Source organism: Allomuricauda ruestringensis DSM 13258 (genome assembly GCF_000224085.1).
Taxonomy (GTDB): Bacteria; Bacteroidota; Bacteroidia; order Flavobacteriales; family Flavobacteriaceae; genus Flagellimonas; species Flagellimonas ruestringensis.
This window is the reverse complement of record NC_015945.1, coordinates 2,991,157-3,009,323: the sequence shown is the minus strand read 5'-3', so window position 1 is coordinate 3,009,323 and position 18,167 is coordinate 2,991,157. Positions and strand designations below refer to the sequence as shown.

General features: G+C 41.4%; 12 protein-coding genes and 1 pseudogene. 3 read left to right on the top strand and 10 right to left on the bottom strand.

Going from position 1 to position 18,167, the window contains the following annotated elements; genetic code table 11:
• Positions 1-68: 68 nt before the first annotated feature.
• A complete protein-coding gene (locus MURRU_RS13555; protein WP_049789121.1) occupies positions 69-389 on the bottom strand; it encodes a GNAT family N-acetyltransferase in 321 nt (106 codons plus the stop codon).
• 112 nt (positions 390-501) lie between these two features.
• On the opposite strand from MURRU_RS13555, the gene pruA reads away from it, so the two are divergent.
• A complete protein-coding gene (gene pruA, locus MURRU_RS13550) occupies positions 502-2,130 on the top strand; it encodes an L-glutamate gamma-semialdehyde dehydrogenase (protein ID WP_014034043.1) in 1,629 nt (542 codons plus the stop codon).
• Between the two features lie 131 nt (positions 2,131-2,261).
• On the opposite strand, the gene MURRU_RS13545 is transcribed toward pruA, so the two are convergent.
• The 6 genes from MURRU_RS13545 to MURRU_RS17455 all read right to left on the bottom strand — a co-directional run bounded on the left by MURRU_RS13545 (position 2,262) and on the right by MURRU_RS17455 (position 13,417).
• Positions 2,262-3,455 carry a proline dehydrogenase family protein gene (locus MURRU_RS13545; RefSeq protein ID WP_014034042.1) on the bottom strand — a complete coding sequence of 398 codons (1,194 nt, stop codon included), beginning with the start codon at positions 3,453-3,455 and terminating at the stop codon, positions 2,262-2,264.
• A 246-nt stretch (positions 3,456-3,701) separates the two neighbouring features.
• On the bottom strand, positions 3,702-5,309 hold the full coding sequence (locus tag MURRU_RS13540) for an amidohydrolase family protein (protein ID WP_014034041.1): 1,608 nt from the start codon (positions 5,307-5,309) through the stop codon (positions 3,702-3,704).
• Between the two features lie 46 nt (positions 5,310-5,355).
• The gene (locus MURRU_RS13535; RefSeq protein ID WP_014034040.1) at positions 5,356-6,855 is read right to left on the bottom strand and encodes a S10 family peptidase; all 1,500 of its coding nucleotides are present in this window, start codon (positions 6,853-6,855) and stop codon (positions 5,356-5,358) included.
• A 240-nt stretch (positions 6,856-7,095) separates the two neighbouring features.
• Positions 7,096-8,514, bottom strand: a complete 1,419-nt coding sequence (locus MURRU_RS13530) for a SusD/RagB family nutrient-binding outer membrane lipoprotein (RefSeq protein ID WP_014034039.1) — start codon at positions 8,512-8,514, stop codon at positions 7,096-7,098.
• A gap of 19 nt (positions 8,515-8,533) precedes the next feature.
• Positions 8,534-12,094 (bottom strand): SusC/RagA family TonB-linked outer membrane protein, encoded by a 3,561-nt coding sequence (locus MURRU_RS13525; protein WP_014034038.1) that lies wholly within the window; start codon positions 12,092-12,094, stop codon positions 8,534-8,536.
• A gap of 162 nt (positions 12,095-12,256) precedes the next feature.
• Positions 12,257-13,417, bottom strand: coding sequence for a FecR family protein (locus MURRU_RS17455; protein WP_014034037.1), 1,161 nt, complete (start codon positions 13,415-13,417; stop codon positions 12,257-12,259).
• Positions 13,418-13,586: 169 nt separating this feature from the next.
• Here MURRU_RS17455 and MURRU_RS13515 point away from each other — a divergent pair, with 169 nt between their 5' ends.
• Both MURRU_RS13515 and MURRU_RS13505 read left to right on the top strand, forming a co-directional pair.
• Positions 13,587-14,126 (top strand): RNA polymerase sigma-70 factor, encoded by a 540-nt coding sequence (locus tag MURRU_RS13515; RefSeq protein WP_014034036.1) that lies wholly within the window; start codon positions 13,587-13,589, stop codon positions 14,124-14,126.
• A gap of 240 nt (positions 14,127-14,366) precedes the next feature.
• Complete coding sequence (locus tag MURRU_RS13505) at positions 14,367-15,947, top strand: amidohydrolase family protein (RefSeq protein ID WP_014034035.1); 1,581 nt, start codon at positions 14,367-14,369, stop codon at positions 15,945-15,947.
• A 147-nt stretch (positions 15,948-16,094) separates the two neighbouring features.
• Here the strand turns inward: MURRU_RS13505 and MURRU_RS17645 are convergent.
• The 3 genes and pseudogenes from MURRU_RS17645 to MURRU_RS13495 form a co-directional block, all read right to left on the bottom strand.
• A pseudogene (locus MURRU_RS17645) lies at positions 16,095-16,211 on the bottom strand (aldose epimerase family protein); the annotation flags it as partial.
• 254 nt (positions 16,212-16,465) lie between these two features.
• Positions 16,466-17,134: an SDR family NAD(P)-dependent oxidoreductase gene (locus MURRU_RS13500; protein ID WP_014034033.1), complete on the bottom strand. Its 669-nt coding sequence runs from the start codon at positions 17,132-17,134 to the stop codon at positions 16,466-16,468.
• Between the two features lie 109 nt (positions 17,135-17,243).
• A complete protein-coding gene (locus MURRU_RS13495; protein ID WP_014034032.1) occupies positions 17,244-18,131 on the bottom strand; it encodes a helix-turn-helix domain-containing protein in 888 nt (295 codons plus the stop codon).
• Between the last annotated feature and the right edge of the window lie 36 nt (positions 18,132-18,167).

Below are 18,167 nucleotides of genomic sequence, written 5' to 3'. Positions count from 1 at the left end.
AAACAAGCATTTTTGAGCGACGAACAGTGCCATAATACCATTCTCATAAATTGGTTGATTATAATTTTTTAAAAAGAAGTTTCTTTTGATGGCATATTGGGCGCATCCATTTTTTTATAAAAGGAAATTTGTCTCTTTCCTGTATCGGCTGTTCCTACTGTGAGGACTTTAAATTCCTCTTTCTTGGCGGTCTCTTCAATTTTAGACAAAAGACAAGAACCTATTCCACGATTTTGCCAATGTGGTACAATCGCAATGTTCTTAATTTCAAGATTACCTTCATTATCACTCAAAAGACAAAGTGCTCCTATAACTTCCTGTTGAACAATTGCTAAATAAACATCTGAATCAAAAACATATTTATTTATTGCATACCCGATTTTACTCAACAATTAGCGTTTTCCTCCTTGAATTGTGTCTCTACAAAGTTTAAAATGGATATCCCTTTTAGTAACTTTGTTTCAACTGTAAATAAATATTAAAAACTAATTTAAATTAAACATGGGAAAAGGATTTTTTCAAGTTCCGACCGCCAGCAATGAGCCGGTCAAAACTTACGTTCCGGGTTCTCCAGAACGAGAAGAGGTATTAAAGCAGTACAAAGCGTTTTACAACGAAAAAGTGGACATTCCGCTCTACATTGGAAGCGAGGAAATAAAAACGGGCAACACCAAGCCCCTGTCCCCTCCCCACGACCACAAGCACGTAATTGGACAATATCACCTTGCCGATAAAACACACGTGGAAAAGGCCATCGCCAATTGTTTGGAGGCTAGGAATGCTTGGGCCAATTTGACCTGGGAACAACGCTGTGCCATTTTTTTAAAGGCCGCCGAACTGATTGCTGGACCTTACCGTCAAAAAATGAACGCTGCCACCATGTTGGCCCAGTCCAAAAATATTTATCAGGCCGAGATTGATTCTGCCTGCGAGATCGTGGACTTCCTTCGCTTCAACGTAGAATATATGTCCCAGATATACAGCGAACAACCGGAATCTTCCGAAGGAGTATGGAATCGCGTGGAATACCGTCCCTTGGAAGGATTTGTATACGCCATAACCCCGTTCAACTTCACGGCAATTGCAGGGAATCTTCCCACCAGTGCCGCTATGATGGGCAACGTGGTGGTATGGAAACCGAGTGACAGCCAAATTTATTCCGCAAAAGTGATTGTTGATGTGCTCAAGGAAGCTGGACTGCCCGATGGGGTAATCAATGTAGTTTACGGAGATCCGGTCATGATCTCCGACACGGTGTTGGACAGCCCGGACTTTACGGGGATCCACTTTACGGGATCTACCGATGTATTCAAAAATCTGTGGAAACAGATCGGGAACAACATCCACAAGTATAAAACATACCCAAGAATTGTAGGTGAGACTGGCGGAAAAGATTTTATCCTCGCCCACCCAACGGCCAAGCCCCAACAGGTGGCCACGGCCATCAGCAGGGGCGCCTTTGAGTTCCAAGGGCAAAAATGTAGTGCCGCTTCACGGGTGTATCTGCCCAAATCCACTGCCAATGAGATTTTGGAGTTGGTAAAAAAGGACATCGCATCCTTCAACAAGCCGGGCTCCCCAGAGGACATGGGCAATTTTATCAATGCCGTGATCCACGAGGGCTCTTTCGACAAGTTGGCCAAGTACATTGATCAAGCCAAAGCCGATGACGATGCCGAAATCATCGCAGGAGGTAATTACGATAAATCCGTAGGGTATTTTATAGAGCCCACGGTAATATTGACCACCAACCCACAGTACGAGACCATGTATACCGAACTCTTTGGTCCAGTGGTTACCGTATACGTTTATGAGGATAAGGATTGGAGCGAGGCTTTGAAGTTAGTGGACGGTACATCGGAATATGGCCTCACTGGAGCTGTACTGTCCGGAGACCGCTACTCTATTGACGAGGCCACGAAGGCCTTGCAGAATTCCGCAGGGAACTTCTACATCAACGACAAGCCCACCGGAGCCGTTGTGGGACAACAGCCTTTTGGCGGTGCAAGGGCATCGGGGACCAACGACAAGGCAGGATCTATGCAGAACCTTCTACGATGGGTTTCCCCCAGATTGATCAAGGAAACTTTTGTTACCCCCGAGGATTATAGATATCCATTTTTGGGATAAAACAAAAAACACCTATTTTAAAGGCCGTCATTACAAAATGACGGCTTTTTTGTTGCTACCTATATCATGGTGCAAAAAAAGATCATAAAAGCAATGCCTTTACGACCTTTGGGTTCTTCATTACGAATTCCTTACCTCAATTTAGCCATTTCCTTTCGTCTCTGTAATTCTTTTTTGAGCAACTCCATTTCTCTTGAAGATTGTGATCCAACAGATGAATTTTCTTCTGCTCGTCGAATCAAATAGGGCATTACATCCTTTATCGGTCCAAATGGCACATATTTAACTACATTGTAATCGGCTTTGGCCATATTAAAACTTATATTATCACTCATTCCGTACAACTGACCGAACCAAACACGCTGATCGGTAGAGCCAATTTCTTTATTGTGCAATTTTTCTACCAATTGTTTGCAGCTGATTTCGTTATGGGTTCCCAAGAACAGATCAAAAACATTTAAATTTTCCAGAACATAATCCATCCCGCTGTCAAAGTTTTTATCGGTCGTCGATTTATCTTGACATACTGGACAATCATATCCATAAGCCAAGGATCTATCCCTCTCTTTTTCCATGTAAGCGCCCCGTACCAATTTTACCCCTACTTTGACACCGTTTTTTTCTCCAAATGCTTTTAATTGTTGGAGATATTCGTACTTTTTACTTAAGTAGAGTTGCACGGTGGCAAAAACTACAGTTCGCTTTTTATTATACTTGAGCATCATTTCTTCCGTTAGACCATCTACTGCGGCATGGCTCCAAGATTCCTCTGCATCGACCATTATTTTGAGGCTGTCAGTCTCTGCTACGGCCTTGCATATGGCTTCAAATCTTTGCTTAACTCTGGTCCACTCTTCCGCTTCGGACAAATTTAGGGGTACGTTTTCCGAGACTTTGCGGAAGATTTCCAATCTACCAATTCCCGTAGGCTTGAAAACCACAAAGGGTATTTGCTTTTGAAACTCAGAAAACTTACAGATTTTAAGCAGAGTATCCAAGGTTGAATCAAAACTCAATTCACTTTCTGCTCCTTCCACGGAATAGTCCAAGATGGACATAACCGTTCCATTATGGTATAGTTTGTCAATTTGATTTTTACACTCCAAAAGGTTTTCTCCACCACAAAATTGTGAAAAAATAGTTCTCTTCAAGACTCCCTCAACTGGCAGTCTGCTTTGGAATGCAAAATTGAGTAAAGGCTTTGCTATCTTGGTAAGTTGGTCATAACCCAACATTCCGAACAAAACTTTAGCCTTTTTAAGTTCTATATTGGACTTTGACGCAAAGGCCGTCTCCGTATTATTGAAATCTAATATATCCGACATAATAAGAATTATTGGTGTTGGTGCAGGTCTACAAAGCTTAAACCCTGCCGAGTTGGGAAAATCTAATAAAGAATCGAAACATAGGATTTAATCGTCGGGTATCTTCGGTATCCTAGTAATTTTTGCAAAGTAGCATTGTAGTTTAGGAAAGAATCGTGGCAACTATACCGTCACCACGACTCTCCTAAAAGGGCATACTAAACTAGTAAAATAACTATTTAAACAACTTTTGCACTAACTATCTATTTAGCCCTTAATTCCTGGTTGTAGTATCTTGTAGTTCTTGGCTTCTTTTTCTTTATCCACCATCTCTTTCACATCTTTCAACAACTGTTTGGCATCATAGATAATTCCATCTTTTATGGTATATTTTACCCCGCCAACACGTTCTATGGTGTTGTCTTCCATCAGTTTGATGGCTCCAGTTCCGTATAGTGATTTAAGGTTCACCAATGGGTTTTCTTCCATAATTACGAAATCCGCCAATTTGCCTATGGCAATGGTACCGATTTCATCATCCATTCCTAAAGACTCTGCACCGTTGAGCGTTGCTGCCCTAATTACTTCCAATGGATGAAAACCTGCCTCGCGCAACAATTCCATTTCCCTTGGATATGCAAATCCGTAAAGTTCATAAATGAATCCTGCATCGGTTCCCACAGTAACGCGACCTCCACGGTTTTTATATTCGTTGATGAAGGTCATCCAAAGTTTATAATTGGCTTTCCAGTCAATTTCCCTTTCAGTGCCCCAGTAATGCCAGTAAGAGCCATGGGATTGACGGCTTGGGGAGTAGAATTCCCAAAGACTCGGCAAGGTGTACTCCTCGTGCCATTCAGCTCTTCTGGCCCTCGCCAAATCACGGTTTGCTTCATAAATTACCATTGTCGGTGACAATGTAAAATCTAGATCCAATAATTCCTCCATTACTGCATTCCATTTATCGGAGTAAGGCTTTGCTGCCTGCGTCCACAATTGGCCTGCTTCGCCAAAACGATCTTGCTCGTTTTGGTAATTGTAATCCAAGGAATAATCCTGTACGGTCCTATCATCGAACAAGGCCTCTGGAAGTCCGTACCAGTGCTCCATTGCAGTTAAACCGGCACGTGCGCTATGAAGGACGTTCCATTGCCCAACATAGGTTTGCGAGTGGTGCATTTTTGAACGTAGCCCCAATTTCTTGTTCTCCACCAATGCAGCTTCCATCACTTTTGGCGGGGCTCCAAAAAATTTAATGCCATCCGCTCCTTTTTTGGCATTCGCACGAACCCAATCAATGGCCTGCTCAGGTGTCGCTATGTCCTCTCTGCCCATTTCGCCGTTAAGTTTACTTCCAAAAGCGGTATACGCCTTGATTCTTGGAGCCGTAATCTCATTGTTCTTACTCTTCTTCTTATGTTCCAAGGTCCACTCTATTCCGTTGCCAGAAGCAGGGTCGGCAATTGTGGTAATACCATGTCCCATCCAAAGTTTAAACACATATTCCGCAGAGGTGCCCTGTGCCATTCCACCAATATGGGCATGGGTATCCACAAAACCTGGCATAATATACATTCCCTCCGCATTTAGCTCCTTTCCTCCAGGTTTTAGTACCGGACGTCTTTTGGGGTCTATGGGAACCCCAGGATAGCCAACCACTCTGACATCTACAATTTTGTTGTTTTCTACCACAATGTCCACGGGGCCCTGTGGTGGGGCCAGTGTACCATTTATCATTGTGGCTCCCCTGATGATCAGTTGGCTCCAAGGCCCTTCTCCATCGGTACGTTTCGGTGCCTTTTCAATCTGTCCGTACATTGCTCCTTGCGCCAAGGCAACAGCAAGAATCAATATGTAAAATTTTAGTTTCTTCATTTTATAAGTTAATTGTAATCTTTATTTTAAGCCCAAGGCCTTTTGTTTACTTTCTACTATATTTTGCAGGCATTCCTTCTGCTGGGAGCGACTTAGCGATAAACTCCCTTAGGTCGTCGTTCGCTGTTTGCAAATCTTCATTTCTAAGGTACATCATATGTCCGCTCCTGTATCCTTTCCACTCCATTCGATCTTTGAGTCTACCGCTGGGGTCCATTTGCCACATGTTGTATTTTGCATTGAAATAATCCGTGCCTCCATCGTAGTAACCTGACTGTACCAATACATTTAAGTATGGATTTTGTGCCATAGCCTGCCTCAGGTCGTATCCTGTTCTATTGTTGCTTCTATCCCAGGGACGCACTGGCCCGAACATGTTGTACTTTACGTCTGTATGATAATTTAGATAGTTCTTGAAGTAATGGTTGATGGCCGGAGTGAAGGAATGTAACCAACTTGTAAGTTCTGCCGCATAATCGGGCCTTGTCCCCGCCGTCTGTTCATCAATTCCCAAGTAACGTGAATCCAATCTACCGATGTTGTAGCCTTCATTTCTTAGCAGTTCTTTCCAAAAGAAGGTTTTTGGTATGCGTAGGTTATGTTCCAATATCACTTTTTCGGATAATCCAGAGTATCTTGATATTGTTGCTGCGACACGCTTTTTTTCTGATGCTGGCAAATATCCTCCCTTCGAGATTGCAGGAGTAAGCACATCTATGGTATAGGCTTCGACCTCTGGAAGGATTTCGACAAGATCCTTGGACTGCAAATCAGCGGGCAATTGCTTGTGGAACCAAGCTGCAGCTGTATAATAAGGCAAGAAGTTGGCTGCTCCTGCAACGGTACCTCTTTCTATTCCCAAGGTTGTTGGAGAAACCAAAATCACTCCATTCAAATACATCCAATGGGAGTTTTGGAGTTCCAATGACAAACCTGAAACCCTTGGTGTTCCATAACTTTCCCCAATTAAAAATTTTGGTGAGGACCAACGGTTATTTCTTGTAACAAAGTTATCGATCCAAGTAGCCAAGTATTTTATATCCTGTTTAACACCAAAAAAGGTCTCCGACTTGGTCTTGTCGTCCATTTCATCAATAGCCCTTGAATATCCTGTATTTACAGGGTTCACATAGACGATATCGGCGACATCCAAAATGGAATTTGGGTTGTCCTTTATTCCATAGGGTTGTACCGGGTACCCTTCTTCATCAATATTCAGAATTTTTGGGCCGGTATATGCAATGTGCATCCAGACCGAGGCCGACCCAGGACCACCATTAAAAGAAATCACTAGTGGTCTTTTGGCAATGTTATCTACATCTGTTCTTTGGTAATAGGTAAAAAACAGTCCGGCTATTATTTTTCCCTTATCGTCCCATACGGGTTGTTTCCCCGTGGTTGCCTTATATTTTACTTCTTTTCCTTTAATATTCACTTTTCCCTGTACAGTTACAGTGGAGTCCATAGCGGTATTCAACTGCTGCGCAGAGACTGTTGTACCTATAAAAAGGAGAAGATATATTATTCTGTTAAGTCTTATGTTCATTATTTTATGTTTTAGTATAACGTAGGTAGCCCGGAATGTCGGGTATATCAATTTTTAGTATTAGTAATTCAAACCAGCAATAAAAAAGGGGCAGAACTTCGATTTAGTGAGCAATAAAATTTAGATAGAGTGTATTCTGCCCCTTTGAGCTAATCAAACGGATAAAAAAATCAATGAGAGCCGGGACTGGGGGAGAGCCCCGGCAATCTATGGTTAAAGTCTGGTTGTATTTACTTGAATTTAATCCACATCCCAGAACAAACTTGTAGTAAGCAGGTCTCCACCTATGGCTGCATCTGCACTTTCATAGTTGGTCCTGTTCAAGGTTTGCTCGGAAATAGGGTATGTCAATCTAACCGGAACAGTAGGAACAAAGGATTGAGGCGGTGCTTCCAAAGTTGGATAGTCCAATCTTCTGTACTCTGTCCATGCTTCCAATCCTTGGTTGAACAATGCCACCCACTTTTGCATGCCTATTTTTTCTTCCCATGTACCGGGAGCCGTATCATATGCAACTTCTGGCTTTGCCAGATAAGCGGCCGCGCTGTCGCCAAGTCCATAATAATCAAAATTTGCCTGAATGGCTGCATTGTAATGTGATTCTGGATCGGTTACCCCCGCAATTCCTCTTTCTGCGGCTTCCGCCAACAAAAACTCTATTGTTGCGTAATCCAAAAGAATGACCGGAGTGGTCGGCTGATAGAATAGGGTCCCAAATCTGGAGAAATCAAAATACGCCACTACAAGTCCAGAGGGTGAGCCAAGGTAAACACCGTCGGTACCATCAACTTCTTGAAAGAAGACTGCTCTTCGTGGATCTTCCAAATCGTTCATATAGTCTATAAAAACATCAGTTCCCACAAAGTCCCTACGGTTTCCTACTGCTAAATCCGTCCAGAGTTCTGCGGTATTGGGCTGAGACTCCAAATGCTCTATCTCTGCAATATCTGCATTTGATGTAAAGATATTCGGCAAGGCAGTGGTCATGGCCTCTGTGCCCAAAGTAGGGTTGGCATCAATGATCCTCATTCCCATTTGGAACAATAGTGAACTTCCGAAACTACTCCAACTGGAAACATCTCCGTTGTAAAGAAGATCTTGTCCCCATGATGGCTGCGATGCATCCAATGCATTGATGGCTGCTGTCAATCGTGCAATCAAATCGGTATAGATTACTTCTTCATCATCGTATTCAGGTGAAATATTGTCGACATCCAGTGCTTGGGAATATGGTATATCGCCAAAAGACTCCACAAGCTTGGACCAAGTGTACACTTGGACAATCTCAATGATTGCCAGTTGATTTTCGTTTGCGGGAGTCAAGCTCTCCGCACTCTGAATTACCTCTGCGCTTTGGCGAAGGTTGTTCAAGATATCCATATAGACCTCGTTCCAAGTAAAGTTGGAATAGTACGTCGTGCCTTCGTTATAAGTAACGGAGGAAATCTGCTGTACCAACAGTCTTGTTGTATTGAACGGGTTACCATTGGCTCCATAGGTAATACCGCTCATGGTATCGGACAGGTTTTTTACTGCATTGTTGAAAAAGCTTTCTGCTGGAGCCTGCGTTGCGTTCTTCACATCAACGTTCATGTCTTCCAAATCACCGGAACATGAGAAAAACAGTGCCATTAAAATTATGATATAATAGTTTTTCATTTTCTGTTTTTTTTTGGGTTTAGAATTGAACTTGTAGGTTAAAACCGATATTTCTTACCGTAGGCAAAACCCCGTTTTGAGAACCTTGCAAGTTACCGGAACTCAATCCAGCTTCTGGATCCGCATATGGCAAGTTCTTGTGAATTATCCACAAGTTGGAACCTGTCAACCCCAACCTGAGCGACTGAATGCTCAGTTTGTCCATAAAGGGCATTTTTGGGAAATTGTAGTTAAGGGAAACTTCTCTCAACTTCACATAGGATGCATCGTACACAAAGTAGGCCTGTGGTGCCATTACACTTCCCGTTGCATTTCTGTAGTTGTCCATTGCGGTTCTAACGGTATTTGGAGATCCATCGGGAGCTACACCATCCAAAATAATACCTCCGCCATCAGCCAGAGAGTTTCTTATTGGGTTGCCAAGATCATTGAGTCCAACGGACCAGGCATACAAACCTGAACGGTTACCTGTTGAAATATCGTTTGAATATACATTCCCTCCACTTTGGATATCGATCAAAAAGTTCAAATCAAAGTTTTTGTACTTCAACTGATTGGTAATACCTGCCGTCCAATCCGGTGTAATGTTTCCAATTACGTTATTGGATGTAGTTGTACGTTCGTAAGCTCCTGTTTCCTGGTTTATCAAACGCTCACCGTCCACATAGATGTAATCGGTACCTTGAATGGTTCCGTAGGGTTCACCTACGGTTGCATTGATGGAAACTCCACTGACCGTACCCAATTGGAGGTTGCTTCCTCCTTCGAACAGGGAAACTACCTCACTCTGGTTTTTGGCCCAGTTTATGTTGGCTTTCCATTGAAAATCCTCTGTTTGCACAATGTCTCCATTGATGGCTACCTCAATACCTTTGTTTTCAACCTCTCCTGCATTCACAAATCTGGAAGAGTATCCAGTGGTGGTTGAAATGGCCACGGGAATAATCTGATCCTTGGAATTTGTTTGGTACAAGGATAGATCGAAACCTAACCTACTGTTCAAAAATCTCATTTCAAGACCTGTCTCGTAACTGATCGTTGTTTCGGGCAATAAGTTCTCGTTGTTCTTGGTGCTATTGGTACCGTACAAAGGCACAGCACCAAACGGAGTCGGTTTGTTCAATACATCGATCAAACTGTTAGCGGGGGCAGAACTGCCTACCTCTGCATAGTTCAAACGAAGTTTACCAAAGCTCAACCAGCTCTTATCCAACAAATTGGAAAACACAAAACTGGAAGAAACCGATGGGTAGAAATAGGTACTGTTCTCCTCTGGTAATGTAGAGGAATGATCAAATCGTCCTGTTAAATCAATATAGATCAAGTTATCATAACCAAAGGAAGCCAATCCATAAAATCCATCAACCCCCACTTTCTCCACATTCTCAATAGGCGCAGGTGGCAAGTTCAAGGAGTTGGACAGGGAAAACAAGTCAGGAAGCACCAATCCACCGTTTGTTTCGGCATAAATTGAACTAAGAGCAGTTCTCCTAATATTGGTACCCAAAACACCACTGATGTTCAACTTGTCGGTAACATATTTGTTGAAGTTGATCATCAAATCATAGTTTTCTTCACTATAGTTGATGTTTCTTCTGGAATATCTTCCCACAGCACCTGCAGTACCTACGTTGCTCCTTTCTTCTTGTATAAAGGAATAGGTATCCAAGGACACTCTACCTTCAACATTCAACCAATCGGTGAACTTATATTTTGCAGATACGTTACCAAAAATTCTGCTACGTGAATCGTTCTGGTAGTTCTCGTAAACCACCCAGTAAGGATTGTCGATCGTTCCGCCCATAAATGGGTCAACATTCATTCCTGTGTTGAAATAAGCATCTCTAAGCTCATCTATACCAACGTTCATGGCCCAGTATCTTCTCATGGAGGAGATTACGTTTTGTGCATTGGCACCTGTTTCACTACCAGTTCTATTTCTTCCAAGAGCATCGGTAAGTATGTAGTTTGCACTTCCGGAAACGGAAAACTTATCGGTAATATCAAAAGATGTATTGATGGAAATATTGTCCCTGGTCATGTTACTGTTCGGCATCAATCCATCTTGATTGAAACGCGTGTAGGCAATTCTGTAGGTCGCCTTATCGCTTCCTCCAGCAACCGCAACACTGTTGGTCATGGTTACAGGTGTTTCAAAGAAATCGATTAACCTACTTTCGGGTGCCACCCAAGGTGATGGCTGCAAATAGTACGGAGAGCCTTCGTAAAAAGAATCCCATTGGTACACCATTAGGTTGGGATCAAATTGTGCACCATAAGAGCCATAGGCCGTAGCTGGAGTCACCAAATCCAACTCACCGTCTCCATTGACATCTTGATCATTGAAAAAACTACTGCCATCGCTACCATATACCGCTCCATATCCAGTACCATATTGGTATTGAAAATCTGGCCATGTGGTTTTATCTATAAAGCCCATGGTCACATTGGAATTAATGGTAACGGTTGGTTTTTGTTTTGATCCTGCCCCTGATTTGGTGGTGATGATAACAGCACCATTTGTGGCCCTAGACCCATAAAGTGCGGTTGCGGCCGCACCTTTCAGTACGTTGATGGATTTAATATCGTTTGGGTTGATATCGGAGGCCATGTTGCCGTAGTCGAAACCACCGGTACCACTTTGTTGATCGGACGTGTTAAAGTTGGAGTTACTTACTGGAACACCGTCCACAACAAAAAGGGCCTGGTTGTTACCTGTTAAAGATGTACTACCACGAATCACAACATTACTGGATCCGCCCATATTGGTGTTGTTCTTGATCTGAACACCTGCAATTTTACCTGAAAGAGCATTTACAACGTTGTCCGTAGGAGTCCGGTTGACATCTTCCCCATCAACTTCTTGCGTTGCATAACCCAAGGATTTTTTCTCTCTGGAAATACCTAGAGCGGTTACCACAACTTCATCCAACTGTGCCGAATCCTCTTGAAGCACAATGTTGATTGGTCCACCACCGGTAACTTCCACCTCCAGCGTCTTAAAACCAATATAGGAAACAACCAATACGTCACCCGTTTCGGCATCTATCGTAAAATTTCCATCGAAATCAGTTTGTGCACCATTGGAAGTTCCCTTCACCATAACGTTTGCCCCCAATAAAGGGACACCGCTAAAATCAACAACAGTACCACTTACTGTATTCTGGATAATAGATTTAATGGACTCGGACGAAGCGGATCCATCTTCAAGTTGCTTAGTAACAGATTTCATCAGTATAATTTGTCTGCCCCTAAACTGGAAAACCACTTTTGTGTCCTTAAATAGAAGTGTGAGTATATCCTCCACTTTTTGATCACTGGTTTTTAAACTTACTTTCTTTTTTAAAGGAATTTGATTGTACTCGTACATAAAGCGATACTCCGAACGGGACTCGATCTCCCCAAGAGCACTCTCTATGGTAACCCCCTCCAGATCAAGCGATAGCTTTTCCCCTTGGGAGCCAGGATCCGCCTGAATTTGGATGATTGAAGCGATAATTAGAAAAATGGTCAATCGGGTTGATAAACCATTCTTCAAGAAACTCCTTAAAAAAAGAATTCTAGATGGTTTTTTTTTCATAATTTTGAGTTGATTTAATTAGTTTGAATCGATATTTATTACACAGTTTAAGAGAGGGAATGGGCCAACATTCCCTTTTTTTATGTGCTTTTTTTAGTAAAAAAGTCATTTCATTGGCGTAGTCGTTTTAATATTAGCAATTTATAATTTGGCTGTTATCTGTCACTTTATTTTGATACTCACCTTTTTCCTATTGTCACCCCCCTCTACCTCATAATCAAAAGGAGTAATTATTCTGAGTGCGTCGAGAACGTCTTCTATTTTTTCTACATTTCTATTGAACCTGGCACTAAAGGTTTGTTCAGCAATATCCTTGTTCGTATTTTCTATTTGCACATTATAGGTCCTTTCCAAACTGGCGAGTAATTCTGTAAATGGTGCATTTCTAAAAACAACCTCTCCATTCACCCATCCTGTATGCAGCGAAACATCCACTTTTTCCACCTCGATTGTTCCCTTGTCCCTATTCCAAGCACCCTTTTCTCCTGGTTTCAATAAAATCTTATCCTTACTATTTTCTGAATGAGAAAGACTGACTGAGCCTTCGACCAATACTATAGCTACTTCGTTTTGGTCTTGATAGGAAGACAAATTGAACTGCGTCCCCAAAACTTTTACCGCAATTTCTTTGGAGTTGACCACAAAGGGACGTCTTTCATCCTTGGTCACATCAAAATATGCCTCTCCATAAACCAAGACCTCTCTTATGCCTTGTTTAGGAAATTTTACAGGAAATTTAATTCTTGTGCCCGAGTTTAAACGAACTTTAGTACCATCTGGCAGCACAAGGGTGAACATTTTACCATTGGGTATATTGAGTTCATTGTAAACAATGTCCTTAATCTCTTCATTTGAACCATAAATCAATGTATCTCCATTGTGAATAGCCACCGTTTCACCAGATGGAAGTATAACGCCATGGCTACCATGCGACTCTATCAGGGTTCTATCCGAACCCGTATCCAATGTCACATGCTCATCATCCATTACGGAAAACATTCTATCATCGTTGGTGGTACTTTCCCAAACAAAACCAATGCCCAGCGAGACAATTCCAACAAAAATGGCCGCATATTTGAAAATTCTTTGAGGGGATAGTCTTTTAATCTTATTCTTCGACATTTTAGATTGCAAGGATTTCCAATCCTTATCCACATCCAACCCCTCTAAAAGCTCCAAAGATTCGTCCACCAAATCCTCTTCAATAATACGCTCGATCAATTCTTGAGTGAAATATTCGAACTCCTTATCGGATTTATCTTTCCAACTGGTCGACTCCTTCAACTTTTTTAAAAGTGTACGCAATGTTTCTTTCTTATGCATTCGATCATTGTTCTCATTTATTAGATAATGTTTTTTTGAAATAGGGTGACAATCCTCAAAGTTTTTTTAAAAAAACAATAATTTTTTTAACCAATTTGGGTAATGATCAAGTTTAATTTTATATTTCGGTAACTTTAAATTTACATGAACCCCCCGAAACCTCAATTATATGAGATTTAAGGTTGAAGAGCTTTTTAAAAACAATTATCCTCTTTTGTGCTTGGTTTCCTTTTCCATAGTAAAGGACAAGGATATTGCGAAGGACATTGTGCAAGATTTCTTTGTTTCGTTTTGGAACAAACGGGAATCCATTATCATACAGATATCTTTCGAAGCCTACGCCAAAAAATCCGTCAAGAATTTGAGCCTTCAATATTTAGAAAAGAAGAAAAGAGAGCAAAAGCTCCTAGACACCTTTGAAACGGATACAGGTGTCCCCGAAACCAAATCGGACAAACAAAATAATAAATTGAACGAGCTCATCAATAAATTGCCAAAAAAGAGGAAAGAAATTTTTGTGTCGGTCGTGGTGGATGGAAAAAGCTATACGGAGATTGCAGAAGCCAATGGTATTTCCGTAAACACCGTAAAAACCCAAATGAAACGGGCATATGCATTTTTAAGATCTTATAAAAAAGAAGATTATATTTCTGTAATTCTGCTAATACAGCTATCCCGAATCGTGGAACAGCTACCGTCCTTTTATTGATTGCGCTCCTACCCATTGCTCGATGGTTCTTTAATTTGGCCCCCTTCCTTTACACTTGCTATTTAAATTCCACCATCAAGCTGAATTTTTTTATCAAAAACGATAAAAAGCAGCCCCCTGTCACCCCAAATTCATATTTTTTTAACATAGTATTGAACAGTGTTATTAAATACGGATTGTTTATGCCCATTTTCCATAACTATGGGCTTGACCAACCAACAATCATTTAAACCTTAAATCATGAAAAAATTATTATTTGCAGTACTTCTTTTGCTCCCCATGCTGGTGTGTGCCCAAACCATTGGAGCACCGGATAGAAAACCGGGTGAAGGAGAGGGCCCTTTTGACAGACTTATTATTAGAGGTGCCATTTTAATTGATGGGACCGGTGGCCCAGCATCTGGACCTGTGGACATTATTGTCGAGGACAACAAAATTGTGGATATCGCAAGAGTCGGTGTTCCCAAAGTTCCAATCGACGAATCCAAACGTCCAAAACTGGGCAATGGCAAAACCAAAGAAATCGATGCCACAGGAAAATACGTAATGCCAGGTCTTATAGATTTACACGTACACACTGGAGGTGCTCCAAAAGCCCCAGAAGCGGAATACGTATATAAATTATGGATGGCCCATGGAATTACTACAATCAGAGGCGTACCTTTTGGCAACTTGGAATGGTCGCTAAAAGAAAAGGAAAGAAGTGCCAAAAATGAAATTGTGGCGCCCAGAATGGTCTCCTTCCATAGAATTGGAACTGGAAAAGAATGGGAAGGCCGTAAAATCTTGACACCGGAAGATGCCAGGGAATGGGTGCGCTACGCCAACAAAAAAGGTGTGGATGGACTAAAATTGGTGTCCCACCGTCCTGCCATCATGGAGGCCGTACTCGACGAAGCAAACTCATTGGGAATGGGAAGCACCGCTCACCTTGCACAAAGTGGCGTGGCACAAATGAACACCATTGATGCTGCCAGATTGGGACTTACCAGTATGACCCACTTTTATGGGCTATTTGAATCCATGTACGAAAACAACGATGTACAACCTTGGCCGGTTGACATCAATTACGGAGATGAGCAACATCGCTTTGGGCAAGTTGCCCGTCAATGGAACTTGGTGAAACCTGGTGGCGAAAAATGGAACGCCCTACTTGATGAATTCTTGAAACTTGATTTCTACATCAACCCAACCATGACCATCTATTCCGCAGGCAGGGATGTGATGAGAGCACGTAATGCAGACTGGCACGAAAAATACACTTTGCCATCTTTGATGGATTTCTTTTCACCCAGTCGTACAAGCCATGGTGCTTACTGGTTCGACTGGACCACAGAAGATGAAGTGGCGTGGAAAAAATATTATCAAGTATGGATGCAGTTCCTGAATGAATATAAGAACAGGGGCGGGAAGATTACCCTAGGTTCAGATTCAGGTTTCATATATCAACTGTACGGTTTTGGGACAATCTTGGAGCTTGAAATGTTTCAAGAAGCAGGATTCCATCCATTGGAAGTCATTCGTGCCGCCACAATGCACAGCGCTCAAGAAATCTTCAAACCTTTAAAAAAACCTATTGAATATGGAGTGATTCGCGAAGGTTTGTTGGCGGATATGATCATTGTGGATGAAAACCCACTTCAAAACCTAAAAGTGCTGTATGGAACTGGTGCCGTTCGTTTGAACGATGACACTGCAAAAGTTGAAAGAGTTGGTGGAATAGAATACACCATTAAAGATGGTATCATATATGACGCTAAAAAATTGTTGAGCGACGTGGAAGCCATGGTGGACAAGCAAAAACAAGAAAGGAGCAAATAAAACTATAAGTTTTTTTACAAACAATACTATTTCTAAGCAATTTTGAAGGAAGTTTAAGTCTTTCACTAAGCTGTTTAAAGCCCTAATTATTAGGGCTTTTTATATTTGACAATGTAAATGGTTAGACATGGGATCACATAACCAAAGTCACATATTTGAAATTTTGTACACTGTTATGGAAGAATAAATTTCACCAGGGTTTAATTGTACCGAGGGGAAATTTGGATGATTTGGGCTATCAGGGAAATGTTGTGTCTCCAAACAGCAATAACGATTAGGGAGTATTAAATTATATCGCCTTCCTGTTCCTGTTAATTTTTTGTGTCATCTGACAGATGATACCTCTGCTTGAAAAAATGAAATGTTGGACCATAAAACAATAGAAGAATCTGAAAAAGAAATTTATAATGTATCATGAATAGTCAACAGCAAGACTCTTATACAATTATCAAATTTTTTGTTGCAAGTACACTTATTGAAGCACCCAGCCAAGAAATTTTTAAGGGGAAAATGAGATGCTATGCCTTTCTTTCGATCAAGGAGATAAACTCATCCTTGACACCATCACAAATGATAACGGAATTATAGGTGCAATTTTTCATATTTACAGGATCAAAACTGTACATCTTGATCTTGGAAGGCTTGAACTCCTTGCACTGTAAATGGGTAAACATGTTAAGGGCCGCTTTTGACGTAGAATAAGCGGTAAGGCTGTACCCCGAATAGCAAAAGGACTCATCCTTCATTTTATCGATTTCTCCCAAGGAACTGGTAATATTTATGATACGGGGATCATTACTTTTCTTCAATAAAGGCTTGAGCACCTGAATGGTCCGTATGACCGAAAAGAAATTGATCTCGTAGACTTCCTTTATGTCCTCGATGTTGATCTGATCTATTTTGTGTCCAAAACCGTTTACGATTTCCGCATTGTTGATCAGCAAGTCCAATTTTCCATACGATTCGCAGATAGTTTTTTCGAATGTTGCCAGACTTTCTTCTGAAGTAAAATCGACTTCGATAAGTTCATAATCACGTAAACCTTCCCCGTCTTTGGAAAGTTTTTCATAACTCTCCCTACAAGCGGCCAGCACAACATTATAATCATTGTCCTTCAGGATCTTTGCAAATTTCTTGCCCAATCCATTACCAGCTTCCGTAACAACGGCAACATGCTTCCTATTCATTACAATCCATTTTTAAAACATTTTACAAATTTAGTGTACGGTTTTTCATTGTTAAAAACATCGTTTTCATAATTATTTAGTCGGTTCGATCAGTGCTACAGGACCTTTTTTACATTCTCCTAAATTGATTGGGCGTAACGCCACTTAAATTCTTAAAGAATCTAGTAAAATGGGTCGGTTCCTGAAAATTTAAACGATATGCAATTTCCGATATATCGAGACCAGAATATTTCAACAAACTCTTACTTTCCATCAAAAGTCGCTCCTGAATGATATCCTTGGCACTTTTTCCGGTCAATTTCTTGATGGTCGTGGTCAGATAATTCGGTGTTATGTTCAATTCTTCGGCATAATCGCTCACATTCTTTGTGTCAACATACATCTTATCCACCAAGGCCTCAAACTGGTTTGCTATAATTTGAGACCTGCTCAAATGATTTTCCGTGGTCTTATGCCGTTCATGTATTGCCTTGCAGAAATACAACAGGGAGCCCAGCATACCTTCGAGCATTTTTTCCTGATAGGGATGCGGGTTTTTAAATACGGAGTGCATTCGTTCTATATCAAAGTTCAGCGATTCATGTTCTTCTTTGGTGAGCATCATCACATTGTTCTCGGTCATCTTCAAAAAGGGAAAATCCTTATGAAGGTCAGGAAACGTATTGATCAAAAACTCTTTTCTGAACATCACATAAAAACCTGACATTTTCTCATCCCTAACCCATGAGAAGATCTGTCCTGGTACTACGAACCACAACGGAAACTCCTCTAGTTCCATCACATCTGTATTCAGGTTCAGCCTACTTGTTCCCGTATAGTTCAGCAACCCTATCTGATAAAACCCCTGTCGATAGGGTGGCATGCACCTTCTTGATGTGGCCCCCAAATCCTCTACGGCAAAGACATCAAAATTGGGTATATGGCTCCTATGGGCAAACCCTACGGCCTCATGAAGGTCATTTGTATTTTCAAAAACTGGTATGTCAGCCTTGCTCATAAATAATCGGATGGGTCGAGATACCGAGGTTTAGTC

Bases quoted from the DNA above. Each gene is read 5' to 3' on its own strand.
- MURRU_RS13535 (WP_014034040.1), bottom strand. From the start codon at position 6,855: ATGAACATAAGACTTAACAGAATAATATATCTTCTCCTTTTTATAGGT.
- MURRU_RS13515 (WP_014034036.1), top strand. From the start codon at position 13,587: ATGAGATTTAAGGTTGAAGAGCTTTTTAAAAACAATTATCCTCTTTTG.
- MURRU_RS13530 (WP_014034039.1), bottom strand. From the start codon at position 8,514: ATGAAAAACTATTATATCATAATTTTAATGGCACTGTTTTTCTCATGT.
- MURRU_RS13495 (WP_014034032.1), bottom strand. From the start codon at position 18,131: ATGAGCAAGGCTGACATACCAGTTTTTGAAAATACAAATGACCTTCAT.
- MURRU_RS13500 (WP_014034033.1), bottom strand. From the start codon at position 17,134: ATGAATAGGAAGCATGTTGCCGTTGTTACGGAAGCTGGTAATGGATTG.
- MURRU_RS13545 (WP_014034042.1), bottom strand. From the start codon at position 3,455: ATGTCGGATATATTAGATTTCAATAATACGGAGACGGCCTTTGCGTCA.
- pruA (WP_014034043.1), top strand. From the start codon at position 502: ATGGGAAAAGGATTTTTTCAAGTTCCGACCGCCAGCAATGAGCCGGTC.
- MURRU_RS13525 (WP_014034038.1), bottom strand. From the start codon at position 12,094: ATGAAAAAAAAACCATCTAGAATTCTTTTTTTAAGGAGTTTCTTGAAG.
- MURRU_RS17455 (WP_014034037.1), bottom strand. From the start codon at position 13,417: ATGCATAAGAAAGAAACATTGCGTACACTTTTAAAAAAGTTGAAGGAG.
- MURRU_RS13505 (WP_014034035.1), top strand. From the start codon at position 14,367: ATGAAAAAATTATTATTTGCAGTACTTCTTTTGCTCCCCATGCTGGTG.
- MURRU_RS13540 (WP_014034041.1), bottom strand. From the start codon at position 5,309: ATGAAGAAACTAAAATTTTACATATTGATTCTTGCTGTTGCCTTGGCG.